Origin of the sequence: Clostridium algoriphilum, assembly GCF_020443705.1 — a bacterium.
In the GTDB taxonomy this organism is placed as follows: domain Bacteria; phylum Bacillota; class Clostridia; order Clostridiales; family Clostridiaceae; genus Clostridium_AD; species Clostridium_AD algoriphilum.
Map to the genome: position 1 here is coordinate 67,929 of NZ_JAIZZK010000016.1, position 24,288 is coordinate 92,216.

General features: G+C 31.1%; 23 protein-coding genes. 10 read left to right on the top strand and 13 right to left on the bottom strand.

Annotation, left to right across the window (positions count from 1 at the left end):
* Positions 1 to 291 precede the first annotated feature (291 nt).
* Positions 292 to 807, top strand: coding sequence for an ECF transporter S component (locus LGK95_RS12705; protein WP_226125160.1), 516 nt, complete (start codon positions 292 to 294; stop codon positions 805 to 807).
* Positions 808 to 892: 85 nt separating this feature from the next.
* Here the strand turns inward: LGK95_RS12705 and LGK95_RS12710 are convergent, their stop codons facing one another.
* Both LGK95_RS12710 and LGK95_RS12715 read right to left on the bottom strand, forming a co-directional pair.
* The gene (locus tag LGK95_RS12710; protein ID WP_226125161.1) at positions 893 to 1,546 is read right to left on the bottom strand and encodes a TIGR04100 family radical SAM protein; all 654 of its coding nucleotides are present in this window, start codon (positions 1,544 to 1,546) and stop codon (positions 893 to 895) included.
* A gap of 81 nt (positions 1,547 to 1,627) precedes the next feature.
* A complete protein-coding gene (locus tag LGK95_RS12715; RefSeq protein WP_226125162.1) occupies positions 1,628 to 2,458 on the bottom strand; it encodes a pyridoxamine kinase in 831 nt (276 codons plus the stop codon).
* A 437-nt stretch (positions 2,459 to 2,895) separates the two neighbouring features.
* On the opposite strand from LGK95_RS12715, the gene LGK95_RS12720 reads away from it, so the two are divergent.
* A complete protein-coding gene (locus LGK95_RS12720) occupies positions 2,896 to 3,588 on the top strand; it encodes a YczE/YyaS/YitT family protein (protein ID WP_226125163.1) in 693 nt (230 codons plus the stop codon).
* Positions 3,589 to 3,614: 26 nt separating this feature from the next.
* Here the strand turns inward: LGK95_RS12720 and LGK95_RS12725 are convergent, their stop codons facing one another.
* Together LGK95_RS12725 and LGK95_RS12730 are read right to left on the bottom strand one after the other, a co-directional pair.
* On the bottom strand, positions 3,615 to 3,848 hold the full coding sequence (locus tag LGK95_RS12725; RefSeq protein ID WP_226125164.1) for a zinc-ribbon domain-containing protein: 234 nt from the start codon (positions 3,846 to 3,848) through the stop codon (positions 3,615 to 3,617).
* Positions 3,849 to 4,155: 307 nt separating this feature from the next.
* Positions 4,156 to 5,163: a potassium channel family protein gene (locus LGK95_RS12730; protein ID WP_226125165.1), complete on the bottom strand. Its 1,008-nt coding sequence runs from the start codon at positions 5,161 to 5,163 to the stop codon at positions 4,156 to 4,158.
* A gap of 428 nt (positions 5,164 to 5,591) precedes the next feature.
* Between LGK95_RS12730 and fliB the strand changes: the two genes are divergently transcribed.
* The 4 genes from fliB to LGK95_RS12750 all read left to right on the top strand — a co-directional run bounded on the left by fliB (position 5,592) and on the right by LGK95_RS12750 (position 9,179).
* A complete protein-coding gene (fliB, locus tag LGK95_RS12735; RefSeq protein ID WP_226125166.1) occupies positions 5,592 to 6,812 on the top strand; it encodes a flagellin lysine-N-methylase in 1,221 nt (406 codons plus the stop codon).
* A 95-nt stretch (positions 6,813 to 6,907) separates the two neighbouring features.
* Positions 6,908 to 7,171, top strand: a complete 264-nt coding sequence (locus tag LGK95_RS12740; RefSeq protein ID WP_226125167.1) for a hypothetical protein — start codon at positions 6,908 to 6,910, stop codon at positions 7,169 to 7,171.
* Between the two features lie 68 nt (positions 7,172 to 7,239).
* Positions 7,240 to 7,836 carry a membrane protein insertase YidC gene (gene yidC / locus LGK95_RS12745; protein WP_319001924.1) on the top strand — a complete coding sequence of 199 codons (597 nt, stop codon included), beginning with the start codon at positions 7,240 to 7,242 and terminating at the stop codon, positions 7,834 to 7,836.
* A 491-nt stretch (positions 7,837 to 8,327) separates the two neighbouring features.
* Positions 8,328 to 9,179 (top strand): DMT family transporter, encoded by an 852-nt coding sequence (locus LGK95_RS12750; RefSeq protein WP_226125168.1) that lies wholly within the window; start codon positions 8,328 to 8,330, stop codon positions 9,177 to 9,179.
* 190 nt (positions 9,180 to 9,369) lie between these two features.
* On the opposite strand, the gene kamE is transcribed toward LGK95_RS12750, so the two are convergent.
* The 6 genes from kamE to LGK95_RS12780 all read right to left on the bottom strand — a co-directional run bounded on the left by kamE (position 9,370) and on the right by LGK95_RS12780 (position 16,846).
* On the bottom strand, positions 9,370 to 10,158 hold the full coding sequence (kamE, locus tag LGK95_RS12755) for a lysine 5,6-aminomutase subunit beta (RefSeq protein ID WP_226125169.1): 789 nt from the start codon (positions 10,156 to 10,158) through the stop codon (positions 9,370 to 9,372).
* The gene (kamD, locus tag LGK95_RS12760) at positions 10,158 to 11,714 is read right to left on the bottom strand and encodes a lysine 5,6-aminomutase subunit alpha (protein ID WP_226125170.1); all 1,557 of its coding nucleotides are present in this window, start codon (positions 11,712 to 11,714) and stop codon (positions 10,158 to 10,160) included. Before kamD ends, kamE begins: the two co-directional genes overlap by 1 nt.
* Before the next feature lies 1 nt (position 11,715).
* Positions 11,716 to 13,200, bottom strand: coding sequence for a lysine 5,6-aminomutase reactivase ATPase KamC (kamC, locus tag LGK95_RS12765; protein ID WP_449727679.1), 1,485 nt, complete (start codon positions 13,198 to 13,200; stop codon positions 11,716 to 11,718).
* On the bottom strand, positions 13,187 to 14,230 hold the full coding sequence (gene kamB / locus LGK95_RS12770) for a lysine 5,6-aminomutase reactivase subunit KamB (RefSeq protein ID WP_226125172.1): 1,044 nt from the start codon (positions 14,228 to 14,230) through the stop codon (positions 13,187 to 13,189). Before kamB ends, kamC begins: the two co-directional genes overlap by 14 nt.
* Before the next feature lie 44 nt (positions 14,231 to 14,274).
* The gene (gene kdd, locus LGK95_RS12775; RefSeq protein ID WP_226125173.1) at positions 14,275 to 15,312 is read right to left on the bottom strand and encodes an L-erythro-3,5-diaminohexanoate dehydrogenase; all 1,038 of its coding nucleotides are present in this window, start codon (positions 15,310 to 15,312) and stop codon (positions 14,275 to 14,277) included.
* A 241-nt stretch (positions 15,313 to 15,553) separates the two neighbouring features.
* Positions 15,554 to 16,846 carry a M20 family metallopeptidase gene (locus tag LGK95_RS12780; protein WP_226125174.1) on the bottom strand — a complete coding sequence of 431 codons (1,293 nt, stop codon included), beginning with the start codon at positions 16,844 to 16,846 and terminating at the stop codon, positions 15,554 to 15,556.
* Between the two features lie 355 nt (positions 16,847 to 17,201).
* On the opposite strand from LGK95_RS12780, the gene kal reads away from it, so the two are divergent.
* Both kal and kce read left to right on the top strand, forming a co-directional pair.
* Entirely contained in the window at positions 17,202 to 17,582 is a 381-nt protein-coding gene (kal, locus tag LGK95_RS12785; protein ID WP_226125175.1) for a 3-aminobutyryl-CoA ammonia lyase, read from the top strand.
* A gap of 83 nt (positions 17,583 to 17,665) precedes the next feature.
* On the top strand, positions 17,666 to 18,514 hold the full coding sequence (gene kce / locus LGK95_RS12790) for a 3-keto-5-aminohexanoate cleavage enzyme (protein ID WP_226125176.1): 849 nt from the start codon (positions 17,666 to 17,668) through the stop codon (positions 18,512 to 18,514).
* 381 nt (positions 18,515 to 18,895) lie between these two features.
* Here the strand turns inward: kce and LGK95_RS12795 are convergent, their stop codons facing one another.
* On the bottom strand, positions 18,896 to 19,090 hold the full coding sequence (locus tag LGK95_RS12795) for a hypothetical protein (RefSeq protein ID WP_226125177.1): 195 nt from the start codon (positions 19,088 to 19,090) through the stop codon (positions 18,896 to 18,898).
* A 224-nt stretch (positions 19,091 to 19,314) separates the two neighbouring features.
* Here LGK95_RS12795 and LGK95_RS12800 point away from each other — a divergent pair, with 224 nt between their 5' ends.
* Positions 19,315 to 20,295, top strand: coding sequence for a ketoacyl-ACP synthase III (locus LGK95_RS12800; RefSeq protein WP_226125178.1), 981 nt, complete (start codon positions 19,315 to 19,317; stop codon positions 20,293 to 20,295).
* Positions 20,296 to 20,422: 127 nt separating this feature from the next.
* On the opposite strand, the gene LGK95_RS12805 is transcribed toward LGK95_RS12800, so the two are convergent.
* The gene (locus LGK95_RS12805; RefSeq protein ID WP_226125184.1) at positions 20,423 to 21,715 is read right to left on the bottom strand and encodes an Nramp family divalent metal transporter; all 1,293 of its coding nucleotides are present in this window, start codon (positions 21,713 to 21,715) and stop codon (positions 20,423 to 20,425) included.
* 204 nt (positions 21,716 to 21,919) lie between these two features.
* Here LGK95_RS12805 and LGK95_RS12810 point away from each other — a divergent pair, with 204 nt between their 5' ends.
* On the top strand, positions 21,920 to 22,384 hold the full coding sequence (locus LGK95_RS12810; protein ID WP_226125179.1) for a metal-dependent transcriptional regulator: 465 nt from the start codon (positions 21,920 to 21,922) through the stop codon (positions 22,382 to 22,384).
* Between the two features lie 320 nt (positions 22,385 to 22,704).
* On the opposite strand, the gene LGK95_RS12815 is transcribed toward LGK95_RS12810, so the two are convergent.
* Positions 22,705 to 23,715, bottom strand: coding sequence for a DUF3231 family protein (locus LGK95_RS12815; RefSeq protein WP_226125180.1), 1,011 nt, complete (start codon positions 23,713 to 23,715; stop codon positions 22,705 to 22,707).
* Between the last annotated feature and the right edge of the window lie 573 nt (positions 23,716 to 24,288).

Here is a 24,288-nt window from a genome sequence, read left to right on the forward strand (position 1 = left end):
GGCGGAAGCAGAACTTTGTCAATTCACCACGATTACCAATGTGTTAAATTTATATTTTACTACCTTATTATTAAATGTGTATCGATACACTAGACTATTTTAAAATCCTATGATATTATCTCCAATATTGGAAGATGTTCAACTCTAAAGTATTATTTTTATGATAAGGCCTCTGGAAAAGAAGTTGAATTTTAACTTAGCTTCAAGTAAAAAAGCTTTAATTATGACGTTGAATATCTATAATATAATCTAAAAACAGTATTAATAATGATTTTAAAAAGAGGGGATACTATGAAAAAAGAACAAATGAAAACAAAAGACTTAACAAAAATGTCTATAATGGCCGCATTAGTTTTTTTAGCAACATATTTTATAAAAATTCCTTCAATAAATGGGTATACACATTTAGGGGATTGTATGATTTTTCTGTCAGTGTTAATTTTAGGCTGGCGCAAAGGGGCTTTAGCTGGTGGAATGGGCGCTGCTTTAGCTGACCTTTTAGGGGGATACATGCAGTGGGTTATTCCAACGTTTTTTATAAAATCTATAATGGCTATGATTATGGGATTAATGACTGAAAAATTGTTTCCTAATTTAAGATTTGGTTGGTTAATAGGGGCCTCAGTTGGAGGTATATTTCAAATCATAGGGTATACATTTGTAAGAATGCTTTTATATGGAAAAGCTTTAGGAATTACTGAACTTCCTATGTTAGCACTTCAAACTGTAAGTGGTGTTGCTTTAGCACTTGTTTTGGTGACAACATTATTAGAATCCAATGTAATAACAAAGTTGAAGGAAATATAAGTATTAAAAAATAGACGCAAATAAGACAAGTTATTAGAAAATCTAATGGCTTGTCTTATTTGCGATAACAGTATGTAACTTTATCTTATTCAAAAGGACGTACTCTTAAAGGTACTCCAATAGTATCACATACGGCTTGACAAGCATCTATTTCTTCTTGTCCAATACAATCTACTACTGTCATAACTACATTTGGAACATACTCTTTGCAGCTTACTGCGAATTTCAGCATGGCGTCATAAGATTCTATACCAAATTTGCTACGAGTTAATGTTAAATATTCTTCCGCATTTGATGCATTAAGGCTTATGGATACAGTATTAATCAAGTCTTTTAACAATGCAGCAGTTTCCTTTTTATTAACTAAATCCGCTAATCCATTAGTATTTATACGAATTGGATTATTGCTACTTCTATTTTTTAAGTATTTTGCCACTTTCAATAGATCATCAAGACGGGTTAAAGGTTCACCAAATCCACAGAATATAATTTCATTGAACTGAGTTAAATCATATTTTTCAAACTCTTCTATGACTTCTTGAACAGTAGGTTCTGTATCTAACCATAGACTATTTGATTTAGCCATTTCCTTAGTGTTTCTTAAACAAAAGGTACAAGAACAAGGGCAATTGTTAGTTAAATTAACATAAATGTTTTTGTGATTGGATTCTTTTTTAGTGATATCAACATCTTTTAAATTGATATAAACACCATTGTTATATGTATATAAAATAACCATATTCTATCTTCCTCTTTTCTTTATGTTTTAAATTTGTAATTAATATTAATAAGTAATAATAAATTACTAAATATACTTAAGTTATTGCAGCTCAGTCAAATATTCTTCAAAGCAAATACCATCATATACTGGAGTTCCGATTTTAACAGTATAATCAATGGCTTTACTAATAAAATCTGTGGCTTTTTTTACCGCAGTCACGATATCTACTCCCTTTACTATATTAGCAGCTACAATAGAAGAAAATACATCTCCAGTACCTGAACGATCTTCACCAATTTTTTTTGCTTCTATTATAGTATAGGGTTTTCCTGTTTCATATATAAAATTTCGTATATTCCCATTATGCTGCAGTCCAGTGATAACAATTTTATCCGGGCCTTTTGTGCAAAGCTCTTTTGCAATATTTTCAAGTTGCTCAGGATTCAAATCTATTTCTGGATAAGGAATATCAAGAAGCCTACAGGCTTCAGTAAGATTAGGAGTCATTACATCCGCATATTTAATTAACTTCTTCATTTCATCACACATTTCCTGTGTATAGGTAGAATAAAGTCGTCCATAGTCACCCATCACAGGATCAACCATGACAATAGTATTCTTTGTTTTAAAATTTTCAAGAAACTCTACAACAATGTCAATTTGTTCTTTTGAACCTAAAAATCCAGTACAGATTCCATCAAATCGTAAATTAAGCTCTTTCCAATTATTTATGTAATCCCTCATATGAGGAGTATAATCATCAAAAAAGAAACTTGAAAATCCCGTATGTGCAGATAATATTGCAGTAGGTAATGGACAGCATTGTATCTTCATTGCTGATATAATAGGCAATGCAACAGATATAGAACATCGTCCAAATCCAGTAATATCATTCACAATAGCAATTTTCTTTTGTTTGTTTAAGCTCATTATAGCACCACCTTCTCTAATAACCCTCATTATAATCTAATAAAGGTAAATAATAAAGTGTATGGATACGAAGCCTAAAGAAAACTAAAAATATAATAGATAAATTTGATTTTCCTAATTTTCTAAAATACCCTGTTCTCTGAATAGGATTAAACCGCTTCATCGTAATCGTATAATCTTTCTGATTTCCATTGATAGCTTATAAAATGATTGACAATTTATTTAATAAACAATATTTACTGGATTCGACTGTTGACACCGTTTACTAAAATATAGTAAAATGAAAATAAGCGAAATCAAACGAAACAAAAACGAACATAAATAAATGTTGGTGTTTAAAATATGATAAAAAGGAAGCTTTAAAGTTATGTTTCCTGAAGAAAGAATAAAGGTTGAACCTTAAGTAACTATAAAATATAAAGAAAGGGATGGAAAATATGGCCAAAAAAATAAATCTAATTAAAAGACTAATTATATTTTTTGTAGGAATGAGTATTATACAGATTGGAGTAGCCTTGTTTTTAAAAACTAATATCGGTTCCGATCCATTTACTTTATTCACTCAAGGATTAGCATTTTTATTAAATAAAACACCCGGAAATGCTAATATGATTATTTTATTTGTATTGTTTTGCATAATACTTCTAGTTGAAAGACGTCGTATAAAGATAGGAACAATTATATGCGTTGTTGGAGTAGGACCCATTATTGACCTTGGAGTAAAGGCTGTTTCATTTTTCCCAATTGCATCTTTAAATATTGGTATAAAAATATTTTTAGTTGTAATCGGTTGTGCTTTAATTGCAATTGGATTTTCTATACTTAAAGCAAGTGATCTAGGTGTTGCACCAAATGATATTATTCCATTTATTATAAAAGATAAAACTAATTTAGAATATCGTTGGATTCGTATGGCATTAGATGTTAGTTTTTTAATATTGGGCTTTACACTCGGCGGAATATTGGGAATAGGTACAATAATATCTGCATTGTTAATAGGTCCATTCATACAATTTTGTCTTCCGTATGGAGAAAAGTTCGTAAATGTTATTGTTAAAAATCAAACTGAAGATGAAGATGAAGATGAAGATGAAGATGTAAATGAAGAAAGTATATCTTTAAGAGCTTAAATTTAAAAGCTAACGATATGTAGAATTTACACTGGGGTATGTATAATTACACCTTGTGGAAGATGTCGAGAATTCATTTGTAAAATTAATGATGATAATGATAAAATTGGCTTGTCTATTTGCGACAAGCCAATTTTATTTTTTCTTTTTTCTTTGATGATTAGCAAATTCGCTATTGCTCCTTCAAGCCGAGCGCCACAGTTTCCACAAAATGTATCGCCCTCTTGTAACTTTGCACCGCACTTCTGACAAAATGACATAAATATCGTCTCCTACTTAATCTGCTTTAAATATCTTTATTACCAGGCCCTAAAATTCTACATACTCTTTTTTATTCAAAAATACTTTAAACATTACCACTTATCCTATCCCCCTCTATTTTTCTATTTATGTCTAAAATCTTTAAGTTATTCTTTTATTCATAATCTGGGTAGCAACTACTTTTCCCGCAAAAAGGGTAAAAAAACAAGCCCTAGCATTGGGCTTATTTTATAATTTACAGACGGTTATCTCTCTTATATAATTTATACTAAATCGTAAATTCTCCAACAATTAACTTAACCTTCTTTATCCTATGTCTTTAGCAATTTCCTTAAGTTTAATAACCTGTTCTTCTGTTCCTAGAACTACCATGGTATCACCCATTTTTAGTAACTGGTTAGAACTTGGATTAAAAACTAATTTTTTATTACTATTCTTCTTAATGGCTAAAACTATTAGTCCTGTTTTTTCAGGAATCCCAGCTTCCATAAGACTCCTATTTATTATAATGGAATCTTCACAAATAGTAACATCCTCTAAGTCTAAAATTAGATCTCCATCATGGGTTATTATATCTAGAAAAGCAATAACGGTAGGTCTAAGCATTAGAGCTGCCATTCTAGTTCCGCCTATTTCATTTGGAGAAATTGTATTGTTTGCACCTGCTTTTTTTAACCTTTCATTTGCATTTTTATTTATAGCTCGAGATACAATATATAAATTTCTATTCATTTCTCTTGCGGTTAGGACAGTATAAACATTATCCGCATCTGTAGACAATGAAGAAATAAGACCCTTAGCAAACTTTATTCTTACCTTATCTAATACTTCTTCTTGAGTGGCATCTCCTTGAATAGCATATATTTTATTTTCTATTAGTTCCTTTATTATTTCTTCATCTTTATCTATTACAATAAATGGAACATTACTTTTTTTAAATTGCTTTATAGCATTTCCCCCTGTTTCGCCCCCTCCACATATTATATAGTGATCTTTTAGCTTGGTTATCCCAACTTCCATACGTCTCCTCCTCCAGGCATCTTTTAAATCTCCTTCTAAAAAAGAAGATACCATGCTGCTAAATATATACCCCACAGTACCTAAACTTAAAAAAATAAGAAATATAGTAAAAAGCTTAGCTTTTGCATCCATAGTAGCCACTTCCGCATATCCTACTGTTGATATGGTTATAACAGTCATATATAATGCATCTACAATGTTAACATCTAATAAAAATTTATATCCTAATGTTCCTATGAGGAGCAACGCTATTAGTATGGTGATAACAAAATTAAATTTACGGTAACCTTCCATAACTCCTCCCCCTAATTCATTCAGAAAAATTATACCATAAAAAGGTATATTTTACATAAAAAACATTCGAATTAACTGTATTATTATCCCCCTTTAATTCATTACAGTGGTTGCAAAGTCTCATCTAATATATTTCCCTTTTTATATCCATCATTAGCAGATTCGCTTTGCTCATAAAATCCCCCGGGGTACGTGAACAAATTAATACCTTTATATAAAGTTATATTCTTGTCAATAATCGCTAAATTAGATTACAAAAGCAAATCACAATATATCTAAAACCTTATTAACTACCCAATGGCAATATTATTCCAGAATATGATTTGTTTCACCTGAAAATGAAGAGACATCTGACAAACTTGAAATAGTATAGTAAAATAAATATGAAACTTAAAATTTAAATAATTTATATGCAAAGGAAGTATACAATGAGAGAAAATGTAAAAATGCGATATCCAACATATCTTAAAGAATTTGAATGTATAGGTGGAAAATGCACCGATAGCTGTTGTATTGGATGGGATATAGATATTGATAAGACCACCTTCAGGCAGTATTATAAAGTTCAAGACAAAGAAATGAAGCGCATGTTTCAGAAAAATGTACATAATAATGATTATTACCTAAGCCCTGATGTAGATTATGGAAAAGTAAAATTAAAAAGTGGGAAAAGGTGTGCCTTTTTAGATGAAGAAAATTATTGTATAATTTATTCTAAAATTGGAGAGAAATATCTTTCAAATGTTTGCACCTCCTTTCCTAGAATAACAAATAAAGTAGATAGATACTATGAAATGTCCCTTGATGTAGCCTGTCCCGAAGCTGCAAGAATTCTTTTATTAAAAGAAGAAGGAATTGGGTTTAATGAAAGTGAAGAAACTTTAGGAAAACATATATTATCAAGTGATATTGAAACTACATCTAAAGAATATGATAATTCACCTGTTAAATATTTTAAAGAAATTAGAGATTTGAGTATTAAAATAATACAAAACAGAAAATTTAATTTAAGTCAAAGACTTTATATATTAGGTGATTTTATAAATGCATTAGAAAAAGAACTTAAACATAAGTATAATAATGTACCTAAGTTTATTAAAGAATATAATATGAATTCAGTTAACGATTCTTATGAAAAAAATCAATCAAGTTATATTATTCAGATGGATTTTTTCAAGAAAATGATGGGTTTCTTAAATGTATCTAAAGAAGTTGACAGTCTTTCTTTTAAGGAATACACTAAGCAAATTATATCTGGATTCAAGTTTGATGAAGGAGAAGACATTAGTAAATATTCAGAATTGTACATAAAAGCATTTGAAGATTATACTGAAAATTTCATTAATAATAATAGCTATATTTTCGAAAATTTTTTAGTGAATTTTATGTATAACTACATGTTTCCATTTACTGAATCGGAATCAATATTTGATGGATATATTTTGCTTTTAGTAAGATATTCATTTATTAGATTTTATTTAGTCGGGAAGTATTTATGTAATAAGCAAGATAACAAAGAAGATATCGTTGAATTTATCCAATCTTTCTCAAAGACCATAGAACATCACAGAACATATTTAGTAGATTCACTAAATTATATAAAAGAAAATAAATTGGATAATATGGAATTTGCTAAAAAACTTCTATAAAAAATACTAGTGAATATATTTTAAGGATTTATATTATAGTTTAAAAAGCCATCTAAAAACTTAGATGGCTTTTTCTTTATTACACATTTAAGTACATGATACCTAAAAATGAGTTTATGGTATTATTAATAAAGTTAATTCAATTAATGTTCTTAGTAATATGTTTTGCTAGTATAGTATCATATACATTATATGCTTATAAAAACTTTAAGCATAAAGCTGAAGAAAATGTTACGAGAAATGTTTTGATTCAGTGGCTTGGATTTGTAAAAAAACTACTTCCAGAAGATTATATAATTTATGAAAAATATGGTATGTGGATATATATAGAGCGTTTTAAAGTTGAAATGATGTTTTAGCCAAAATTATTCGAAGGAGGATAAATATAAACATCATTTTTAACTTTTTAAGCAATTTATTAAACTCAATTTTTAATTTTACTGGTGATTGGGGACTAGCAATAGTTTTACTTACCATAAGTGTAAGATTAGTACTTTCACCAATGTCTTTTAAACAAAAAAAATCTATGCAACAACAGCAAAAGTTTGCTATAAAAATGCAAGAACTTAAGGAAAAATATAAGAATAACGAAGACAAACTTGAATTAGAAATTAAAAAACAATCTGCTCAAAGTGCAAAAAGTATGATGGGGTGCTTAGTAACGTTGCTCCAACTGCCTATATTAACGACTATGTGGAGTGTGTTTAATAAGATCCCTGTGAGCGTAGGAACATATCTTATACCATGGGTGTCTAGTATTAAAGTCTCAGACAGTTATTTTATCGTTCCACTGGTATATGTGCTTGTATCCTTAGTCCCAAGTTTACTTTCATATGTAACTTTATTGAAAATTGATGGGCAGGCTACAATTAGTAAGGGGAATATTGTAATAATGGCAGTAGTTGGTTTATTTGTTGTTAAAGCAGCTCCAATCGCAGTGGGAATTTACTTGATAACCACAAGTTTGTTCAACTTTTTAGAAGAGCTTATTTTTAGAATATATATGAGAAAATTAAAAACTTAAAATTTGTTAAAAATCCTGCTAATCAAATACTTATTTGAAAAGTACGTTAAATTATTTATTTCACGGCATTTGTTATTTGTCTAATAGCTATTAATTTTAATTTTTTTTCCTCATTCATTTCCAGGAGATCTATATTATTGCTAATATCAAAGATTTCTTTTTCTAATGTCGTAGATTACCGTAAATTATCACTCCGGCAACCACAATTATACATCTTAAAATTCAAAACATATAGTATATTATTGCAGAGTTAATCATTGTATATGATGATATAATTTTAATAGAAATTATTGCGGAATAGTATTTAAATATGAAACATTATTTTATAATACAAACCTGTACTATCGCTTAACGGGGGTGAATTATGAAAAATCATCCGTTTATTTCTTAGCTGAATGGTTTAATCTAGGTACTTATTACTTATTTCCCATTTATATAATAGGTGATATAATTTACATATATTTTGGATCATTGCCTAGGAGGTTAAATATATGAATGCAAAGAATAAAAATTTAGTGGAAATTCATTTAGCAGTTTTTTTATTTGGTTTATCAGGGTTATTCGGAAAATTGCTTACGCTTTCATCAACAATAATAGTTCTTGGGCGAGTTTTCTTTTCAAGTATTTTTTTATTGATTCTTATACTATATGTTAAGAAGGACATAAAACTAAAGGAGAAAAACCATTATCTTTATTTGATAATAATGGGAGTGATTTTAGCAATTCATTGGAGTACTTTTTTTGAGTCTATTCAAGTGTCTACAGTGGCAATAGGATTATTAACATTCTCAACATTCCCTGTTTTTGTAACTTTTTTGGAACCGTTTTTTTTCAAGGAAAAGATTAAGTTGTCAGATATTGTGATTGCGATTGTTACATTATTAGGCGTTATGCTTGTTATTCCAAAGTTTCAATTGGGAAACAGTTCAACCCAAGGAGTTATGTGGGGAATAGTATCTGGATTTACATATGCAATTTTATCAATGCTTAATAGAAAATTTGTAAAAGAATATCCAAGCCTTGTAATTGCTTTCTATGAACAGGTTATTGCTACAATTGTACTAATTCCTTTTTTCTTTTTGGAGAAACCAGTTTTTAGTCTTAAGGATATATTATTACTTGTATTATTAGGTATTGTTTTTACTGGAATTTGTCATTTACTATTCATAAATGGCTTAAAAAATATCAAAACGCAAACAGCAGGAATTATTTCTAGCCTTGAGCCAGTTTACGGTATTATTTTTGCTGCTTTTCTCTTAAGAGAAATTCCAACATTAAGAGAAATTCTAGGAGGAGTTATTATTTTAAGTACTGTTTTTCACTCAACTATTAAATCAAAATAAATTGAATAACACAATACATACTCATTTATATAGGCTGGAATTGATTAGGCTACTAATTCAGAATTTATAGCAATGGTAGCTGACAAGTTAAGATTACAAAATAAGGTTGCTAGTTAGTATTTTTAAGGCTACACTACTTTTAATTTAAAGAAATGTAGACCCCGTTATAAAAATTGGTAACGTAGTGTTGTTAAACTTTCTCTCTCTTAACCATTTCTGTAATAGCAAAACTTGCTACGTCACCCGCAAACTTTCCTGGCCCGAAACCTGCATCGTATCCAAGCTCTTTCGCAAGTTCATGAGTTATCCTTGGCCCTCCACAAATTAACACAACTTTATCCCTGATTCCTTCTGCTTCTAACAATTCTACTAGATTAGTAAGGTTTTTGATGTGTATATCCTTTTGAGTTACTGTTTGAGAAACTAAAAGAACATCTGCTTTAAGTTCTATAGCTTTTCTTACAAATTCTTCGTTTTCAACTTGGCTTCCTAGATTGTAAGCTTCTATCATTGGGTATCTCTCAAGGCCATAGTGCCCCGCAAATCCCTTTATATTTATTATGGCATCTATCCCAACTGTATGGGCATCACTGCCTGTACTTGCTCCAATTATTACCACTTTGCGTTTAATATTTTCTTTTATATACTCTCCAACTTGTTCCATATCCATGATTTCTACTTCTACAGTTTGAACATGGATTTCTTCATAGTTTACAGAATGCAATAATGAACCATAAACCACATAGAAAGTAAATTCTTTGTCTAAAGAACGATGATGAGCACAATTTATATCAATAAGTCCCATAGATCTAGCAAGTCGAATCGCTGCTTCTACTCCTCTATCATTATCCTCTACTGGAAGTGTAAAGCTCACTTGAACCTTACCATCATTCATAGTGTCTCCATAAGGTTTAAGCTTTGTTAGATCTAAATTTTTATCAAATTCTTTAATTTCTAATGAATATTGTCCTGCACTCATTACTTCTTCCCTCCTAACATTAAATCTACAAATGGATTAAAGTAAGCTTTTTCTTTTTCTACAACTCCTTCAAGTCCTTTTCCACCAGTTAGATTCCTCTTAATTCCTGCAAATTTTCCTTGCTCGAGTGTTCTAAATAAGCCTTCTTTTTCAATTTCTTGGATTAGTGCTGCTGCTTTATTTACTACTTCATCGACTCTTGTTTCCATTATGCCACCTTTTTTAAAGCATATTTCTGAACCTAACTCCTTCATAGTTCTGAATATATATTGAGCATTGTCTATTGCTAATGCTCTATCAGACATAAATGGAGTGTGTATTGCTTCTGTTATCATTCCAAGAAGATGTAATTTTTGTCCTGTCATGATAGTAACCATGTTGAATAATGTATCTTGTACTTGCCCTTTAAATACATCCCCAGTCATAAATTTAGTTGGAGGCATATATTTAAGTGGTGCTCTAGGGAATACTTCTCTTGCCATTTGTGCTTGTGCTAGTTCATATAGGAATCCATTTTCAACATCTGGGCTTATCTCAAATGCATGCCCAAGCCCCATTTGTTCTTCTGGAATTCCAGCAACTAATGCAAATTGCTCATTTATAAATTGCGAAGCAAGTACGGTATGAGCTTCTTCCACCGCATCTGATGTAGTTAAATAGTTATCTTCCCCAGTGTTTATAATGACCCCTGCATATCCATTGATTATTCTTGAGAAATATTGGTCAACTATAGTTCTTTGCATGTTGATATCCCTGAAAAGAATTCCGTACAAAGCGTCATTAAGCATAACGTCTAATCTTTCTATAGCTCCCATAGCAGCTATTTCAGGCATACATAATCCAGAGCAGTAGTTACAAAGTCTTATGTATCTTCCGAGCTCTTCTGAAACTTCATCAAGCGCTACTCTCATAAGTCTGAAGTTCTCCTGCGTTGCAAGCGTTCCTCCGAATCCATCTGTTGTAGCTCCATATGGAACGTAGTCAAGTAAGCTTTGTCCGGTGCTCCTTATAACTGCAATTACGTCTGCGCCTTGTTTTGCAGCTGCCCTTGCTTGAACAATATCTTCATAAATATTACCTGTAGCGACTATTGCATAAAGTAATGGTCCGCTCTTATCACCAAACTCCTTAAGGTATGATTCCCTTTTACCTCTATTTCCTTTAATTTTAGAAGTCATAACTTTAGCTACTTTATCTATAGCCATTTTGATTTCAAATTCATCATGCATAGGAATCTTAGTTAAATCCATTTCACCTTTTGCAACGCTTTCCGCGATTTTTTGTGGTGAAAGACCAGTTTCAACCATAGCATTTCCTATAAACATTGAAGCACCGAGTGCTAATCCATTGCCATTTTTAATGTTGTCAACTACAATATTTGGAATCGGTACGAAAGCTTTATCTACCCCATTAATACCTAAAAGCCTGCAAACAGTTCTTTCAACTGTTACCGTAGTATGTATATCAATAAATTTTTGGGTGTCTTTCGCTATGTTTCTAGCTGATTGTCTAACTTTTTCAACTACATCCCAGTTTAAATTTAATTTGCTTTCCATCTTATTCCTCCTCTTTATAGAAACTTTTTGCTATATCTACTATTTCTTCATCAAAACCTAGTAACACTGCTATATTAAGTGCATCTTTTGGTACTTTATTTTTACTCGTTACCATCTCTAGCTTATAATCCATATGCGCTTGTATTACTTCAACAGAATGAGTTTTATTTAAATCTATCTCATATTTTAGTGCATCAAAATTTACATTTTTGAGTCCCGTTACTTGATAATGCACCATGTTCTCTTCAACCACTCCATCATAATGAGTTGAAATCAAGCTTACCGACTTAAATTTAGAAAGATATTTACAAAGAGCTTTTACAAGGTAGTACCCCTCTTTTGGATTAGTACCACGTGCAAACTCATCTAGGGCTATAAACCCATTCTCTGTTTTTGCGCACTCTACCACTTCTTTTAACTTTATTATTTCTGCTCCAAATGTACTTAACCCTTTGGAGATTGACTGCATATCATCTGAAACAAAATGGATAAAATTAAGAATTGGGAATTGTGCTCTTTTTGCAAATACAAAAAAACCCATTTGACCAAGTAATAAATTAAGAACAATAGTCTTTATGGTAACACTTTTCCCACCCATATTGGCACCTGTAATAATAGTTGTACCAACAAATAGATCTATACTAACTGGAGTAAATACTTTTTCACCTTTTTCTAATATCTCTTTAATTTCAGGATTAAAGGCGCTATCAAGATGAATTTGCATTTCATCAGAAATTATTGGACGAGAACCATTGTAGTCCATTGACAAGTTCGCTTTAGCAATCAAAAAATCTAATTTACCTATGGCTTTTATATTCTGATTTATGTTCTCCGTTTCTTTTAAAATTTGTATTGTTAACTCTTTTCTAATCCACAGTTCTTCCGCCTCTTCCTCAATGACCAAATCTAGCCTTTGCTGCTTTTTCTTGCTTACTTTAACCTCTATTTTTTCAGTAAAAATTTCTTTTTCCTTTTTTCTTTTTCTTTCACGAATACATTTTAAATTTTTAGAATACTCATCATATACATAAAAAGTATATATTCCCCTCTTCAGTGGGTCTAGGATCGAAATAATTTTATCTAATGAATTTAGATGAACCTCTTCTATATCAAGATGTAATTTATCCAAGACATTTTTTAATTCTGTCACTAATAACGAAAAACATTTAATTTCATATAATTCAACTTCATCCAATATTCCATCTTCACTACATCTTTTAATAGAATTTCTAATATCTTTTAGCATGTAAAATATTCTTCCTATTTCTTTATACTCGTAAGTATTAGTTCTCATGGATTTAATTATATTTTCTAGACTATTTAATTCAAGAATTAATTGATTTGTTTCTGAAGCTTTAAATGGCTTAATTTTTTTTCTTTCCTCTAGTCCATAAGGAGTAATCATTCCAAGTTTATTCATAATAAAAGAAAATCCAATTTGATCTCTCTGCTGCTTATCTAAAAATTTCGATTTACTCCCCTCCAACTACATCAAATACAGGTACATTCAATTTATTCCTAAGCCCTTCTAAAAACTTACGTTTATCAAATCCATACCCACAAGGTGATTTTGGATTGCATGTAACACATATTATGTTAATGGGATTTATTGTTTTTATGATTCCACCTCCATTTTTAAATTTATAAAGAGTCTCCTTAGTTAAAAATAACTTTGTTCCGTCTTCAACTAGGAACGTTACTCCTTTATACTGGTTTGTGGATGCCATAATATCTTCCAATAGTTTATTAGAAACTGCACCTTTAATAACTACATAGGATGTATATCCATCTAAAAGTTCTACAATTTGCTTAGAGGATCCTAATGCCGTAAGCACATCTAGAATTTTTATAGAATTATCCTTAAATATAATACCGATTCTACCAATGAGTAAAACTTCATTAGCTAGCTTTAATACGGCCATATCCTCTTCATTCTCAAGTGTTAGTAAATTAACAGTATGACTGGTTTCGTCTATTACCTTAGCCATATTTCTTGACATTGCCGCTCCAGTTGATAAAATTGTAGCATTAGTAACAGAGGGGGAAGCAAATGTTTTTCTACTAAGAGCACCATCCACAATTACCAGCTCACTGCCAAACCTTTTAAGTTCATCACAAATTAAATTCATATAAGAATTTACAGATGGACCACCTAAATCTACATATCCGTCACTTAAAGCTCTGCATATAATTATTTCTCCCATAGGAGTATTAAAACCAGTAGTTTTTAAAATTTCCCTAGTAATGTCACTATTGAATAAGCATTGTTTTGCAGTTGCAATTATAGTTCCTTTTTCTATGTAAATTTTAGGTTTGTCGTCGTTAGTTACTAGATCGCATTCTTCTCCGTCTCTTCCTATAGACGTAATCCCAAGGACTAGTTTCCCTCTAGCTTCTCTTAATATATAATTTAAGATGGTTGTTTTCCCTACATTTTTATTCATTCCTATGATAGAAATACTGTCATATTTTTGAATCATATTGAAAATACTAGGTAAATTTTGCATGTTTTTCATTTTACTCGTAATATCCCCTTACCCTTTACAGATTACAATAACAACTAAACATATAATTCTTCGAATACTTTTCTTAATGATTCATTTTCTCTTAACTCTTCAAGAGTTATCTCAGCATGTCCTTTAGTGTATCCATTTCCTACAATCATTGTAATGTCTTTACCTACACCTTCAGCTCCAAGTGCTGCTTTTGTAAAACTTGTAGCCATTGAGAAAAAGTAAACTACTCCATCATCTTTTACTGGCAAAATTGTTGACATTTCAGTACTCGGAACATTAACCATGTTTATTGCTACATCTACTTCACATCCATTGTTGTGAGCTAAAGTGGTGTTCATTACATTAATAGCTTCTCTTGCATCGCAAATAACTATTTGCATTCTTAATCCTAATCTTCTTAATTTTGCTGCCCCTTGTTCGTTTCTTACAATGGCTATAACGTTTCCTGTTGGTCCTACTCTCTTAACTGCTTCATAACAGGAAAGCATCCCTGATTTTCCTGATGCACCTAATAAAAGAACTGCCTGACCAGGTTTAACAAGTTTAGCGACTTGAGCTGGTGCTCCTGCAACGTCTAATGCTGCTAATGCTAGATTTTCATCCATATCCTTTGGTAGTTTTGCATATAATCCGCTTTCAAACAAAATAGCTTTTCCTTTTATTACAACTCTATCAATGTCTGGTTTAATATCTATAATTTCATATATTTTTAAAGGTGTTAATGATAATGATACCAATGTAGATATTTTGTCTCCAACTTTAAGTTCCGTTGTTTTTTCTATTGCTTCGCCTATTTTTTCAACTGTTCCAATAAGCATTCCACCTGAGCCAGTTACTGGATTTTGCATCTTTCCTCTTGCGGCAACAATTTCTATGATTTTAGCTTTTATTTTTTCTATGTCATGACCTGCTTCCTCATCTATTTGCTTAAAGCTAGCTGAGTCTATATTTAAAGCTTGAACATCAATTAAAATTTCATTATCAAATATATCCATATCATTTGAGATTTTAGTTGCTGGTTGTGGTAGTACACCTTTTGGCTCCATTACCCTGTGAGTACCGTATTTACATCCTTTATTCATTATTTGTTCCTCCTCTTATTTATCCATTCAAGCTGAGATACATGTACGACACTTTAACTTGATGAGCAAATATTACATTAATGCTTGACTCCACTGATATAATCAAATAAAAAAGACACATGATTGCTTCTGTATCTTATTTTAGTTGCTATAATTATTGATATTCAAGGAATTTAACGTTTATGTATAAAAACCTATTCTATAAGAATAGGTTTTACCAAATTTTACACTTCTAAATTTGTCAGCAAACCGTTAATCCTTGTGTGTTTTCAGAATTTTTACCAAAACTCGAGCAGCTATTGTCACTAAGTACTTTGACTAAAAAGTTGTAGATGATATCCGCTGTTTTGATAATAGAACTTATGGTAGCATACTCATCAGCACCATGAAAATTTTTACCTTCATTGCCGAAAATTATTGCAGGTGCATTTAACCTTGAACCTAAGTAGTTAAAATCACCAATACATTTGAAATAAGAGATGTTTGCTTCGCGATCATAAATATCCTTTATTGATTCTAAGAAAGCAGCGACGAAGTGATTTTGCTTTGCTACTATAAATGGCATATAGCCCTTGCTACCGCCTGTTGGTGCATCTCTAAAAGAAATTTTAAAAGTACTTTGAATATTTGCTTTTCTTACTGCATCTATTATATAGTTTTCTATTGTTTTCTCATCTTCACCTATGACAATATGCCAAAATAGTTTGACTTTAGCATAATCCGGAACACTGCAAGCACCACCATCGCTTTCTACAGCAATAACGCAGGCAACACCTTTTCCTAAAAATGCAGCTTCATCATAATCAATTTTTTCTAATTCACACATAAATTTTCCAGCATCCATTGCTGCATTTATACCTGTTGCTGGTAGTGCCGCATGGGCAGCTTTACCGAAAAATTCAACCTCAAGACCGTATCCGCCTCTTGCACCAAGAGACACATCGGGGTAACATGGATTATCGGAACCCTCGCTTGGTTCAGTAATGATTGAAAAATCAACGTCCTTAAGTAACCCCTCCTCAATTAAAGCATTTGTTCCAAGCCCATAAGGGCCTTCCTCATCTGAAACAAAGGTTGCAATAATTTTTCCATGAAATGTTTTGTGGAGTTCATGAAACTTTTTAATAGCAAGCATAGAAGCACAACAACCTGATTTCATATCCAAAGCACCAAGCCCGTAAATTTTATCGCCTTCTACCACTCCTTCATATGGATCCTTAGACCACCCATTACAAAGATTAACGGTGTCCATGTGACCATTTATACAGATGGTCGGTCCATCACTTTTACCATTAATTTCACTGATAACATTTTTGCCCTTAAAATTAGTAATTCTCGATTCGTGATATTCATGAATGTATGCGCTCATACCATTTTTAATAAACCAGCGATATGTAAAATCCATAATAGCATCTTCATGAAAATAGGGACTAGGTATTGAAATCAGTTCTTTCATTAATGTAATTACCTCAGATGTTATGATATCTTTAGATAGTTTGATTTCTTCAGATATTTGTAAGTTATGCTTAAACATTTTTTCTCATCTTCCTCTCAAAATACAATTATTAATTGCATAATCTTGTAATAAATTGTAATATATAAGTAATAATTTCTAATTAAAATTGATTGATTGTTATTTATGTTACTGTTATCTTATTATTAATATTCAAGTGTTTATGCAATGTTTCCTAAAAATCATTTTCATATATGTCACTTTCCTATCTTTAAATTTTCATCATGTTTATTAGTCTAATTTTGAAATCCTGACCACCCTTTTTCACTTATTTTTAATAACTGTAAATTTATTAAAAAGGTAATGCATATGAACTAAATAGAAGCTTATATTTTTTGTAGTCAAGACGACAACAAGAAAAGAGGAGGAATATAAAATGAAATCTTTAATCAGATTGAGAATGAGTGCCCATGATGCACATTATGGTGGAAACTTAGTGGATGGCGCGAGAATACTTCAATTATTTGGTGATGTAGCTACAGAACTTTTAATTTTAAACGATGGTGATGAAGGTTTATTTAAAGCATATGATGCTATAGAATTCTTCGCACCAGTTTATGCAGGAGACTTCATCGAAGCTGTTGGAGAAATAGTAGCCGTTGGGAATTCATCAAGAAAAATGATTTTTAAAGCAATAAAATTCATAGTACCCAGACCAAATATAAATGATACAGCTTGCGATGTATTAGTAGAACCAATAGTGGTTTGCAAAGCAAGCGGAACTTGCGTAGTTACAAAAGATAAACAAAGAAAATAGTAGATATAACTTATCATAAACATTATGGTAAATAATAATTAATAATTATTTTCTACCTAAGAGATCTATAAGGAGGTACCCACATGCAAAAACTAATAATTACAGCAGCTATATGCGGAGCAGAAGTTACAAAAGAACATAATCCAAACGTGCCTTATACTATTGAAGAGATAGCAATAGAATCCGAAAAAGCATATAAAGCAGGAGCTAGCATTATTCATTTGCACGTAAGGAAAGATAATGGAACACCTACTCAAGATAGAGAAAGATTTAAATCCTGCATTGAAGCTATTAAAGATAGATGCCCGGATGTAATTATTCAACCATCAACCGGCGGAGCGGTCGGTATGAGTAACGTAGAAAGGTTACAACCTCTTGATTTGCGTCCAGAAATGGCAACTTTAGATGCAGGCACCTGTAATTTTGGTGGAGATGAGATATTCATAAACACTGAAAATGCTATTAAAGAGTTCACTCAAAAGATGATTGAACTTTGCGTAAAGCCAGAAATTGAAGTTTTTGATAAGGGCATGATAGACATGGCTATAAGACTTCAAAAGAAAGATTTTATAAAAACACCAATGCATTTCAATTTTGTTATGGGCGTAAATGGAGGTATTACTGCCACTCCAAGGGACTTAGTATTTATGGAGGAAAGTATACCCAAAGGAAGCACTTTCACTGTATCAGGTATTGGTAGAAGTGAATTCCAAATGGCAGCTATGACTATCATTATGGGCGGTCATGTAAGAGTTGGATTTGAAGATAATGTATATATTAAAAAAGGCATACTAGCTAAATCAAACTCAGAATTAGTAGAAAAAGTAGTTAGACTTGCAACGGAACTGGATAGAGAAATCGCAACACCACATGAAGCAAGAGAAATCTTAGGTTTATTACCAAAGGGATACATTGGTGAGGCCTGTAAATAATTTTGTGTAAACAGAATAATTAAGTACTCTTTCTTGGATATAATTGAGATAAGTTAATTATCAATGATTGTGAGGAGGAGTATTTTTATGTCAAACATTTCAAAACAGATTTTAAGGGATTCCCTGTTCAGAAATCCCTTTTATTTTGATCTATGTTTATATTCTTTTCAGAGTCTCTTAATTTTCACTACCCTAACTCTGCATTAATGCTCCATTTCTACCTAGCTTTAGTTCTATCCACCTTTTAGTAACTACTATTTATTTCAGAGGTATAAATTTCGCACCGGTTCCTAGCAGGACTAAATCACCCTTACTATGTCCATAGGTATCATTTTACCAGCTTGAATTATATTGTGTGGTCAAAGTTATCATCAGTATTCATTATAATTCGTGACAGCGACAGAACACTTTAATATATCCAACATAAAATTCTTGAGGTAAAACTTCAACTTCTGAAAATAATTTTGTAGTCCTCTCAAAAGCCTTAATTGCTTCTACCCTGATATTTTTAATATGAACAGGTAATCGCCCTTTATCTGAGTTTATAAGATAGGAAAATAAGCCTACCTCATTCAAGATAATAAATCTACAATCCTTTAAAAATATTATTTCAAAAGTAAAATGTCGTGAAATAATAATTTCATTTGTTGTATATGCACATCTAGCGGTATAATGTTATTTATATTTACCACCTAAATAACTTGTGATTGAGTTGATCTCAAAAAAATATTGCAGCAGAATATAAAACTTGGTTATTTTATCAGTAATTGATAATATTTTAATTAACAGGAGGTAACAGTGTGATAATAAAATCAGAAACAAAAATAACTGGAGTCGGCGGTTATGTTCCAGAACATATTCTTACCAATTGTGATTTGCAAAAGTTGGTAGATACAAGTGATGAATGGATTATTCGACGCACAGGCATAAGAAAAAGACATATCAGTAGTGAAACTGAAAATGCAAGTAATTTAGCTATAAAAGCTGTTGAAAATTTGATTGAAGTTTACGGAGCTGACGTGTCCGATGTAGACATGATAGTGGTTTCAACAACTAGCCCAGACCATATTGTCCCGAATGTAGCCTCATTAATTCAGGATCATTTTGGTATCAAAAAAACTGGTGTTATGGATATCAATGTAGCTTGCACAGGATATGTCTACGCCTTATCAGTAGCAAATGCATTTATTTCAATTGGGCAAAATAAAAAAATTCTAGTTATAGCAACTGAGACAATATCTAAACTTATTGATTATACAGATAGAAACACATGCATACTTTTTGGTGACGGGGCGGCAGTATTTTTATTAGAAAAAACTGATGGAAAAGGCGCCTTCATTGCTACAAATTTCGAAACAAACGGCAGTGGGGCTGATAGTATCTACTGTAGCAATCATTCAAAAAATATTGGGGGATCATCTATTATAAAGGAACATTGTATCGTTCAAAATGGTCGCGAAGTATATAGATACGTTATGAAAAATGTAGTAGAGGGTATTAGAACACTTTTAGAAACCTCTCAGCTCTCACTTTCAGATATTAAGTGGTTTGTACCTCACAGTGCAAATTTGCGTTTGATTGAAGGTATATGCAAACGTCTTGAGTATCCTATTGAGAAAACTTTAGTTAGTGTAACAGAATTCGGAAATACCTCAAGTGCGTCTATTCCTCTAGCTATTTGGTTAGCATTAAAAGAAAGCAAAGTAGCTTCAGGTGATAAGATACTACTTTACGGATTTGGTGGGGGACTTACTCATGGTGGAATTATTATTGAATGGTAAGAAGAAAATATATTAAGTTATGCTTAAGCCTCTTGTTTCGTTAATTATGCGATAAAACCTATTTAATATAATAAGTCTGAATAAAGCAAATGTCGTGAAAAGAGAGACTTTCACGACATTTATTGTTTTAAACCTTACCTGTAAATGTTAGGTACATGAGCACTGCATTTAGTAAAATTATAACCGCAGCTATTAAACCACCAAAGAACTGCACTATACGTTTATTAACCAAAATACCCATTAAGTCTTTACGTTTAGCTATAGTTAACATTTGAAATATTGGGAATGGTAGAATAAAACTAAGTGCAACCTGACTCAAAACAAGAGCATAAATCGGATTAATTCCGAGTGCAATTATAACCAAAGCTGGCATCATGGTTATAATTCTTCTAACATTTATAGGTATGCTCAAATTAACAAACCCCTTCATAATAGTCTGACCTGCCATGGTTCCAACAGCAGAGGAGGATAGTCCTGATGCAAGTAATGCTATTCCAAAGGCGCCACTTGATAGAGAACCTAATAATGGTTGTAAAGATGTATGAGCCTGTTCAATTGTATTTACTATAATTCCATTTCTATAAAAAACCGAAGCTGATACAACAACCATTGCAGCATTTACAATAAAAGCAATATTCATAGCTATAGTAATATCTATCTTTTCCATTTTCAAATGTCTTAATTTCCCTTCATTTGACGAATTAGTACTTCTTTCCTGAACTAACTGTGAGTGATAATATACTACATGAGGCATAACTGTTGCACCAAGCATACCTACAGCAATAAATACAGCGGCACCATTGGGTAGCATAGGAATTAATGTATGAATGCCCACTTGAGTCCAATCTGGTTTAGCTAGAAATAATTCTATTGCATATGCGATACTGATTACGGTAACAAGTGCTGCTATTATGATTTCAACAACTCTCTGTCCATACTTTTCTAAATAGCAAATTATAAATGTTATAAGTCCCGTAAGAAGTCCTGCGTATATCATAGGTATATGAAACAATAAATATAATCCTAATGTCCCCCCTAGAAACTCTGCCAAATCTGTTGCCATAGCACCTATTTCAGCGATAATCCAGAATATCCAGTTTACTGACCTAGGGAATACCTTAGCACACATTTCAGGTAAATTATGTCCTGTGGCTATTCCTAGTTTAGCAGACATAGTCTGTAAGAATATAGCCAGTATGTTGCTCCATAAAATCACCCAAATGAGTGTATAGTTGAATTGTGACCCTCCACTTATATTAGTTGCGAAGTTACCTGGGTCAACATATGCAACACTAACAACAAAAGCAGGCCCTATAAACGTCATTAACTGTTTTACCTTACTTAGCTTTTCCGTGCCATTATTTGTACCCTGCTTAGGAGCAGATAAACTATCATTTATTAAGTTTTTATCACTTTCCATTTCCATAAGTTAACATCACCCTTCGTATTTAATTCTTTTGGTATAACTAAAATTGTTATTGATAACTAAATTTGTTAGCCTAGACTAAATTCATTTCTGTAATACATATTATGCATGGTTTTTTTTAATGTTACGAAGGTAATTCTTTTATTTGTTTAAGCATATAATTTATTTAAAAGACTATAGCTTAAAGTAGGTGATAATGTGTTGAAAAACGATTTTTATACTTTAAATGGATATATGAAAAAAGAAAAAAAATTTCTTACTCCGTCTATGGAAGATTACCTTGAAATGATATATAGATTATCTTTAGATACAGGATTTACAAGGGTTAATGAACTATCTAATGCACTTAATGTCCAACCACCTTCGGCTACAAACATGGTACATAAATTAGCAGAACTGAAACTTTTAAAATATATAAAATATGGTGTTTTAGAACTAGAAGAGGATGGAAAGAAATTCGGAAAGGAACTACTTAATCGTCATAATACTATAGAAAGTTTATTAAGAATACTTGATGTTTCAGAGTCTGATATTTTAGAAGAAACTGAAAAAATTGAACATACAATAAGTAATAAAACAACTAAATGTTTTCAAGATTTCGTACAATTTATTAAGGATAATCCTCAGATATTAATTAATTTTAAAACTTATAGAAAGACTTGATATAAATATTGTTTAAGATAATGTTATTGATAACTTATTTAACCCTTTAATATAATAAGAATGTGAAAAGTAAAATGTCGTGAAAATATAATTTCACGATATTTAGTAAATCTCTATAACTAGCATATACCCTCATTGTTACATTTATGTATACCAGTATATACTATTTTAACTGCATAAAAGGTGTCTAATTGAGAAAATACACTCCATTTATGCATTAAATGGTGAGAGGGCTTTTATGGTAAAATAATAAACTTAAAATTTTCTAAACAAAAAAGGAGCTAAACTTTAAGCTCCTTTTTTGTGCATCCTTATTTATTTTATAATTTTGTAAGTTGATTTCTGTCTTCCATTTGAGGGGGCTCTTCCATCCATTTATGTTCAATCATTAATTTTCCGCCTTTTTTAGCATAATAAAATGTATCCTTTGTGATAAGTATAAGCTTAGAATGCAAATCACTTCTCAAACTAAAAGATGTACCGAGTGCGTTATAACCTATTGCTGAGCTGGATAACATACTGGTAATATACATCATAAGTTTATCTGAAAAGGGCGATTTAGTTGAATCTGTCGCTTTACCTGCCCATGTACTCGGAGGTTGAATATCACTTTGTAATAATATATCACTTAATTTAGTAATAATCTTTTTAGCGAGTTCCTTACCTTCTATGAAGTATTTTTTAACTTCACTATCAATTGCAACTTGCGCAAATCCTGTCATCAACTGCATACCAAAAATATTGTCCTCGATAGCTTCATTAAGAAAACCAACCTCAATTGTATTGAGTGAGCGTTTATCAGAAAAAGGATTAATTCCACTCATGTATTTTTTATCTTCAATAAATTCTACTTTATTTGGCATAGTTACATATGGTGGTCGTGCAAGCACGCCTTTTTTTAATAGATATTTTGTTGTGATAAAATAAAATTTATCGCAAGTATCGTAACTAATTTTATACAAATCATGAACTTCATCCATATATGACATAGCTGTATATACAGAGCAATGACCAAAATTTATCTTCAACATTTGGCGAAGAAACAATATGTTAAAAATGTCATCAAATAGAGGTGGTGCTTCTCTTATAACATCACGTTCATCGAATGCTACTGGAATAACTACTTTTTCATCATTAAATATTTTTACAAGTTTATTTGTTATATTTTGTCCCTCGGTAACAAAGTCAGTTACTATGTTTTGAGCCTCTTTCTCAATAGTTTTGTCTTTAAACAAATCGCACATTAGTATTATGCTTGACCTTGCGAAATAACTCATCCATAATGTACCTAATTCAGTTGAAGTTAATTGTATTTTTGCTTCGGTTGTCATTTAAGCCCTTCTTTCTATTTGGATTTATAATATGAAAATAGTAGTATATACTGCTAAGCAAATAAAACATTATGACTTAATATGAGTGCATATAACCTGATTTCTTAACAATTATTTAGCTACACTTGTAGCTGATGATTTTCTATTCTTAATTTCAGCTAAAATAAAAACAACGAAAGGTATCATCCTTGTCTTTCAGAAATAGCTTCAATTTTCATGTATATCTCCTTCGTTACAAAAACAGTACATATATATGAATTTTAACCAATATGCAAAGATTCTATTCTTACCCATAGCCATAAAAAAGAAAGCTAGAAATTCACAGAATTCATGCAATATAATAAAGTGTTATAGTGAATGCTTTTACTATTTGTATACAAGTGTTCAACTCTATAAACAGGAACGTAATTGAATATTGATGAATAATATATTATGGTTACTGATTTTAGTAAGCCGAAAAAATAAATGATAGTGTTAACTAACTTATGAAAAAACAGGAATGTAAATATTAGGGTTTTAATTGCACGTTGAAAAGTGAAAAAATACTTTGAAGAAATACAATGCAGTTTTGTT

What these genes read in the sequence shown, in the direction of transcription:
- LGK95_RS12705 (WP_226125160.1), top strand. Translation starts at nt 292, where the DNA reads ATGAAAAAAGAACAAATGAAAACAAAAGACTTAACAAAAATGTCTATA.
- LGK95_RS12710 (WP_226125161.1), bottom strand. Translation starts at nt 1,546, where the DNA reads ATGGTTATTTTATATACATATAACAATGGTGTTTATATCAATTTAAAA.
- LGK95_RS12715 (WP_226125162.1), bottom strand. Translation starts at nt 2,458, where the DNA reads ATGAGCTTAAACAAACAAAAGAAAATTGCTATTGTGAATGATATTACT.
- LGK95_RS12720 (WP_226125163.1), top strand. Translation starts at nt 2,896, where the DNA reads ATGGCCAAAAAAATAAATCTAATTAAAAGACTAATTATATTTTTTGTA.
- LGK95_RS12725 (WP_226125164.1), bottom strand. Translation starts at nt 3,848, where the DNA reads ATGTCATTTTGTCAGAAGTGCGGTGCAAAGTTACAAGAGGGCGATACA.
- LGK95_RS12730 (WP_226125165.1), bottom strand. Translation starts at nt 5,163, where the DNA reads ATGGAAGGTTACCGTAAATTTAATTTTGTTATCACCATACTAATAGCG.
- fliB (WP_226125166.1), top strand. Translation starts at nt 5,592, where the DNA reads ATGAGAGAAAATGTAAAAATGCGATATCCAACATATCTTAAAGAATTT.
- LGK95_RS12740 (WP_226125167.1), top strand. Translation starts at nt 6,908, where the DNA reads ATGATACCTAAAAATGAGTTTATGGTATTATTAATAAAGTTAATTCAA.
- LGK95_RS12750 (WP_226125168.1), top strand. Translation starts at nt 8,328, where the DNA reads ATGAATGCAAAGAATAAAAATTTAGTGGAAATTCATTTAGCAGTTTTT.
- kamE (WP_226125169.1), bottom strand. Translation starts at nt 10,158, where the DNA reads ATGAGTGCAGGACAATATTCATTAGAAATTAAAGAATTTGATAAAAAT.
- kamD (WP_226125170.1), bottom strand. Translation starts at nt 11,714, where the DNA reads ATGGAAAGCAAATTAAATTTAAACTGGGATGTAGTTGAAAAAGTTAGA.
- kamB (WP_226125172.1), bottom strand. Translation starts at nt 14,230, where the DNA reads ATGAAAAACATGCAAAATTTACCTAGTATTTTCAATATGATTCAAAAA.
- kdd (WP_226125173.1), bottom strand. Translation starts at nt 15,312, where the DNA reads ATGAATAAAGGATGTAAATACGGTACTCACAGGGTAATGGAGCCAAAA.
- LGK95_RS12780 (WP_226125174.1), bottom strand. Translation starts at nt 16,846, where the DNA reads ATGTTTAAGCATAACTTACAAATATCTGAAGAAATCAAACTATCTAAA.
- kal (WP_226125175.1), top strand. Translation starts at nt 17,202, where the DNA reads ATGAAATCTTTAATCAGATTGAGAATGAGTGCCCATGATGCACATTAT.
- kce (WP_226125176.1), top strand. Translation starts at nt 17,666, where the DNA reads ATGCAAAAACTAATAATTACAGCAGCTATATGCGGAGCAGAAGTTACA.
- LGK95_RS12805 (WP_226125184.1), bottom strand. Translation starts at nt 21,715, where the DNA reads ATGGAAAGTGATAAAAACTTAATAAATGATAGTTTATCTGCTCCTAAG.
- LGK95_RS12815 (WP_226125180.1), bottom strand. Translation starts at nt 23,715, where the DNA reads ATGACAACCGAAGCAAAAATACAATTAACTTCAACTGAATTAGGTACA.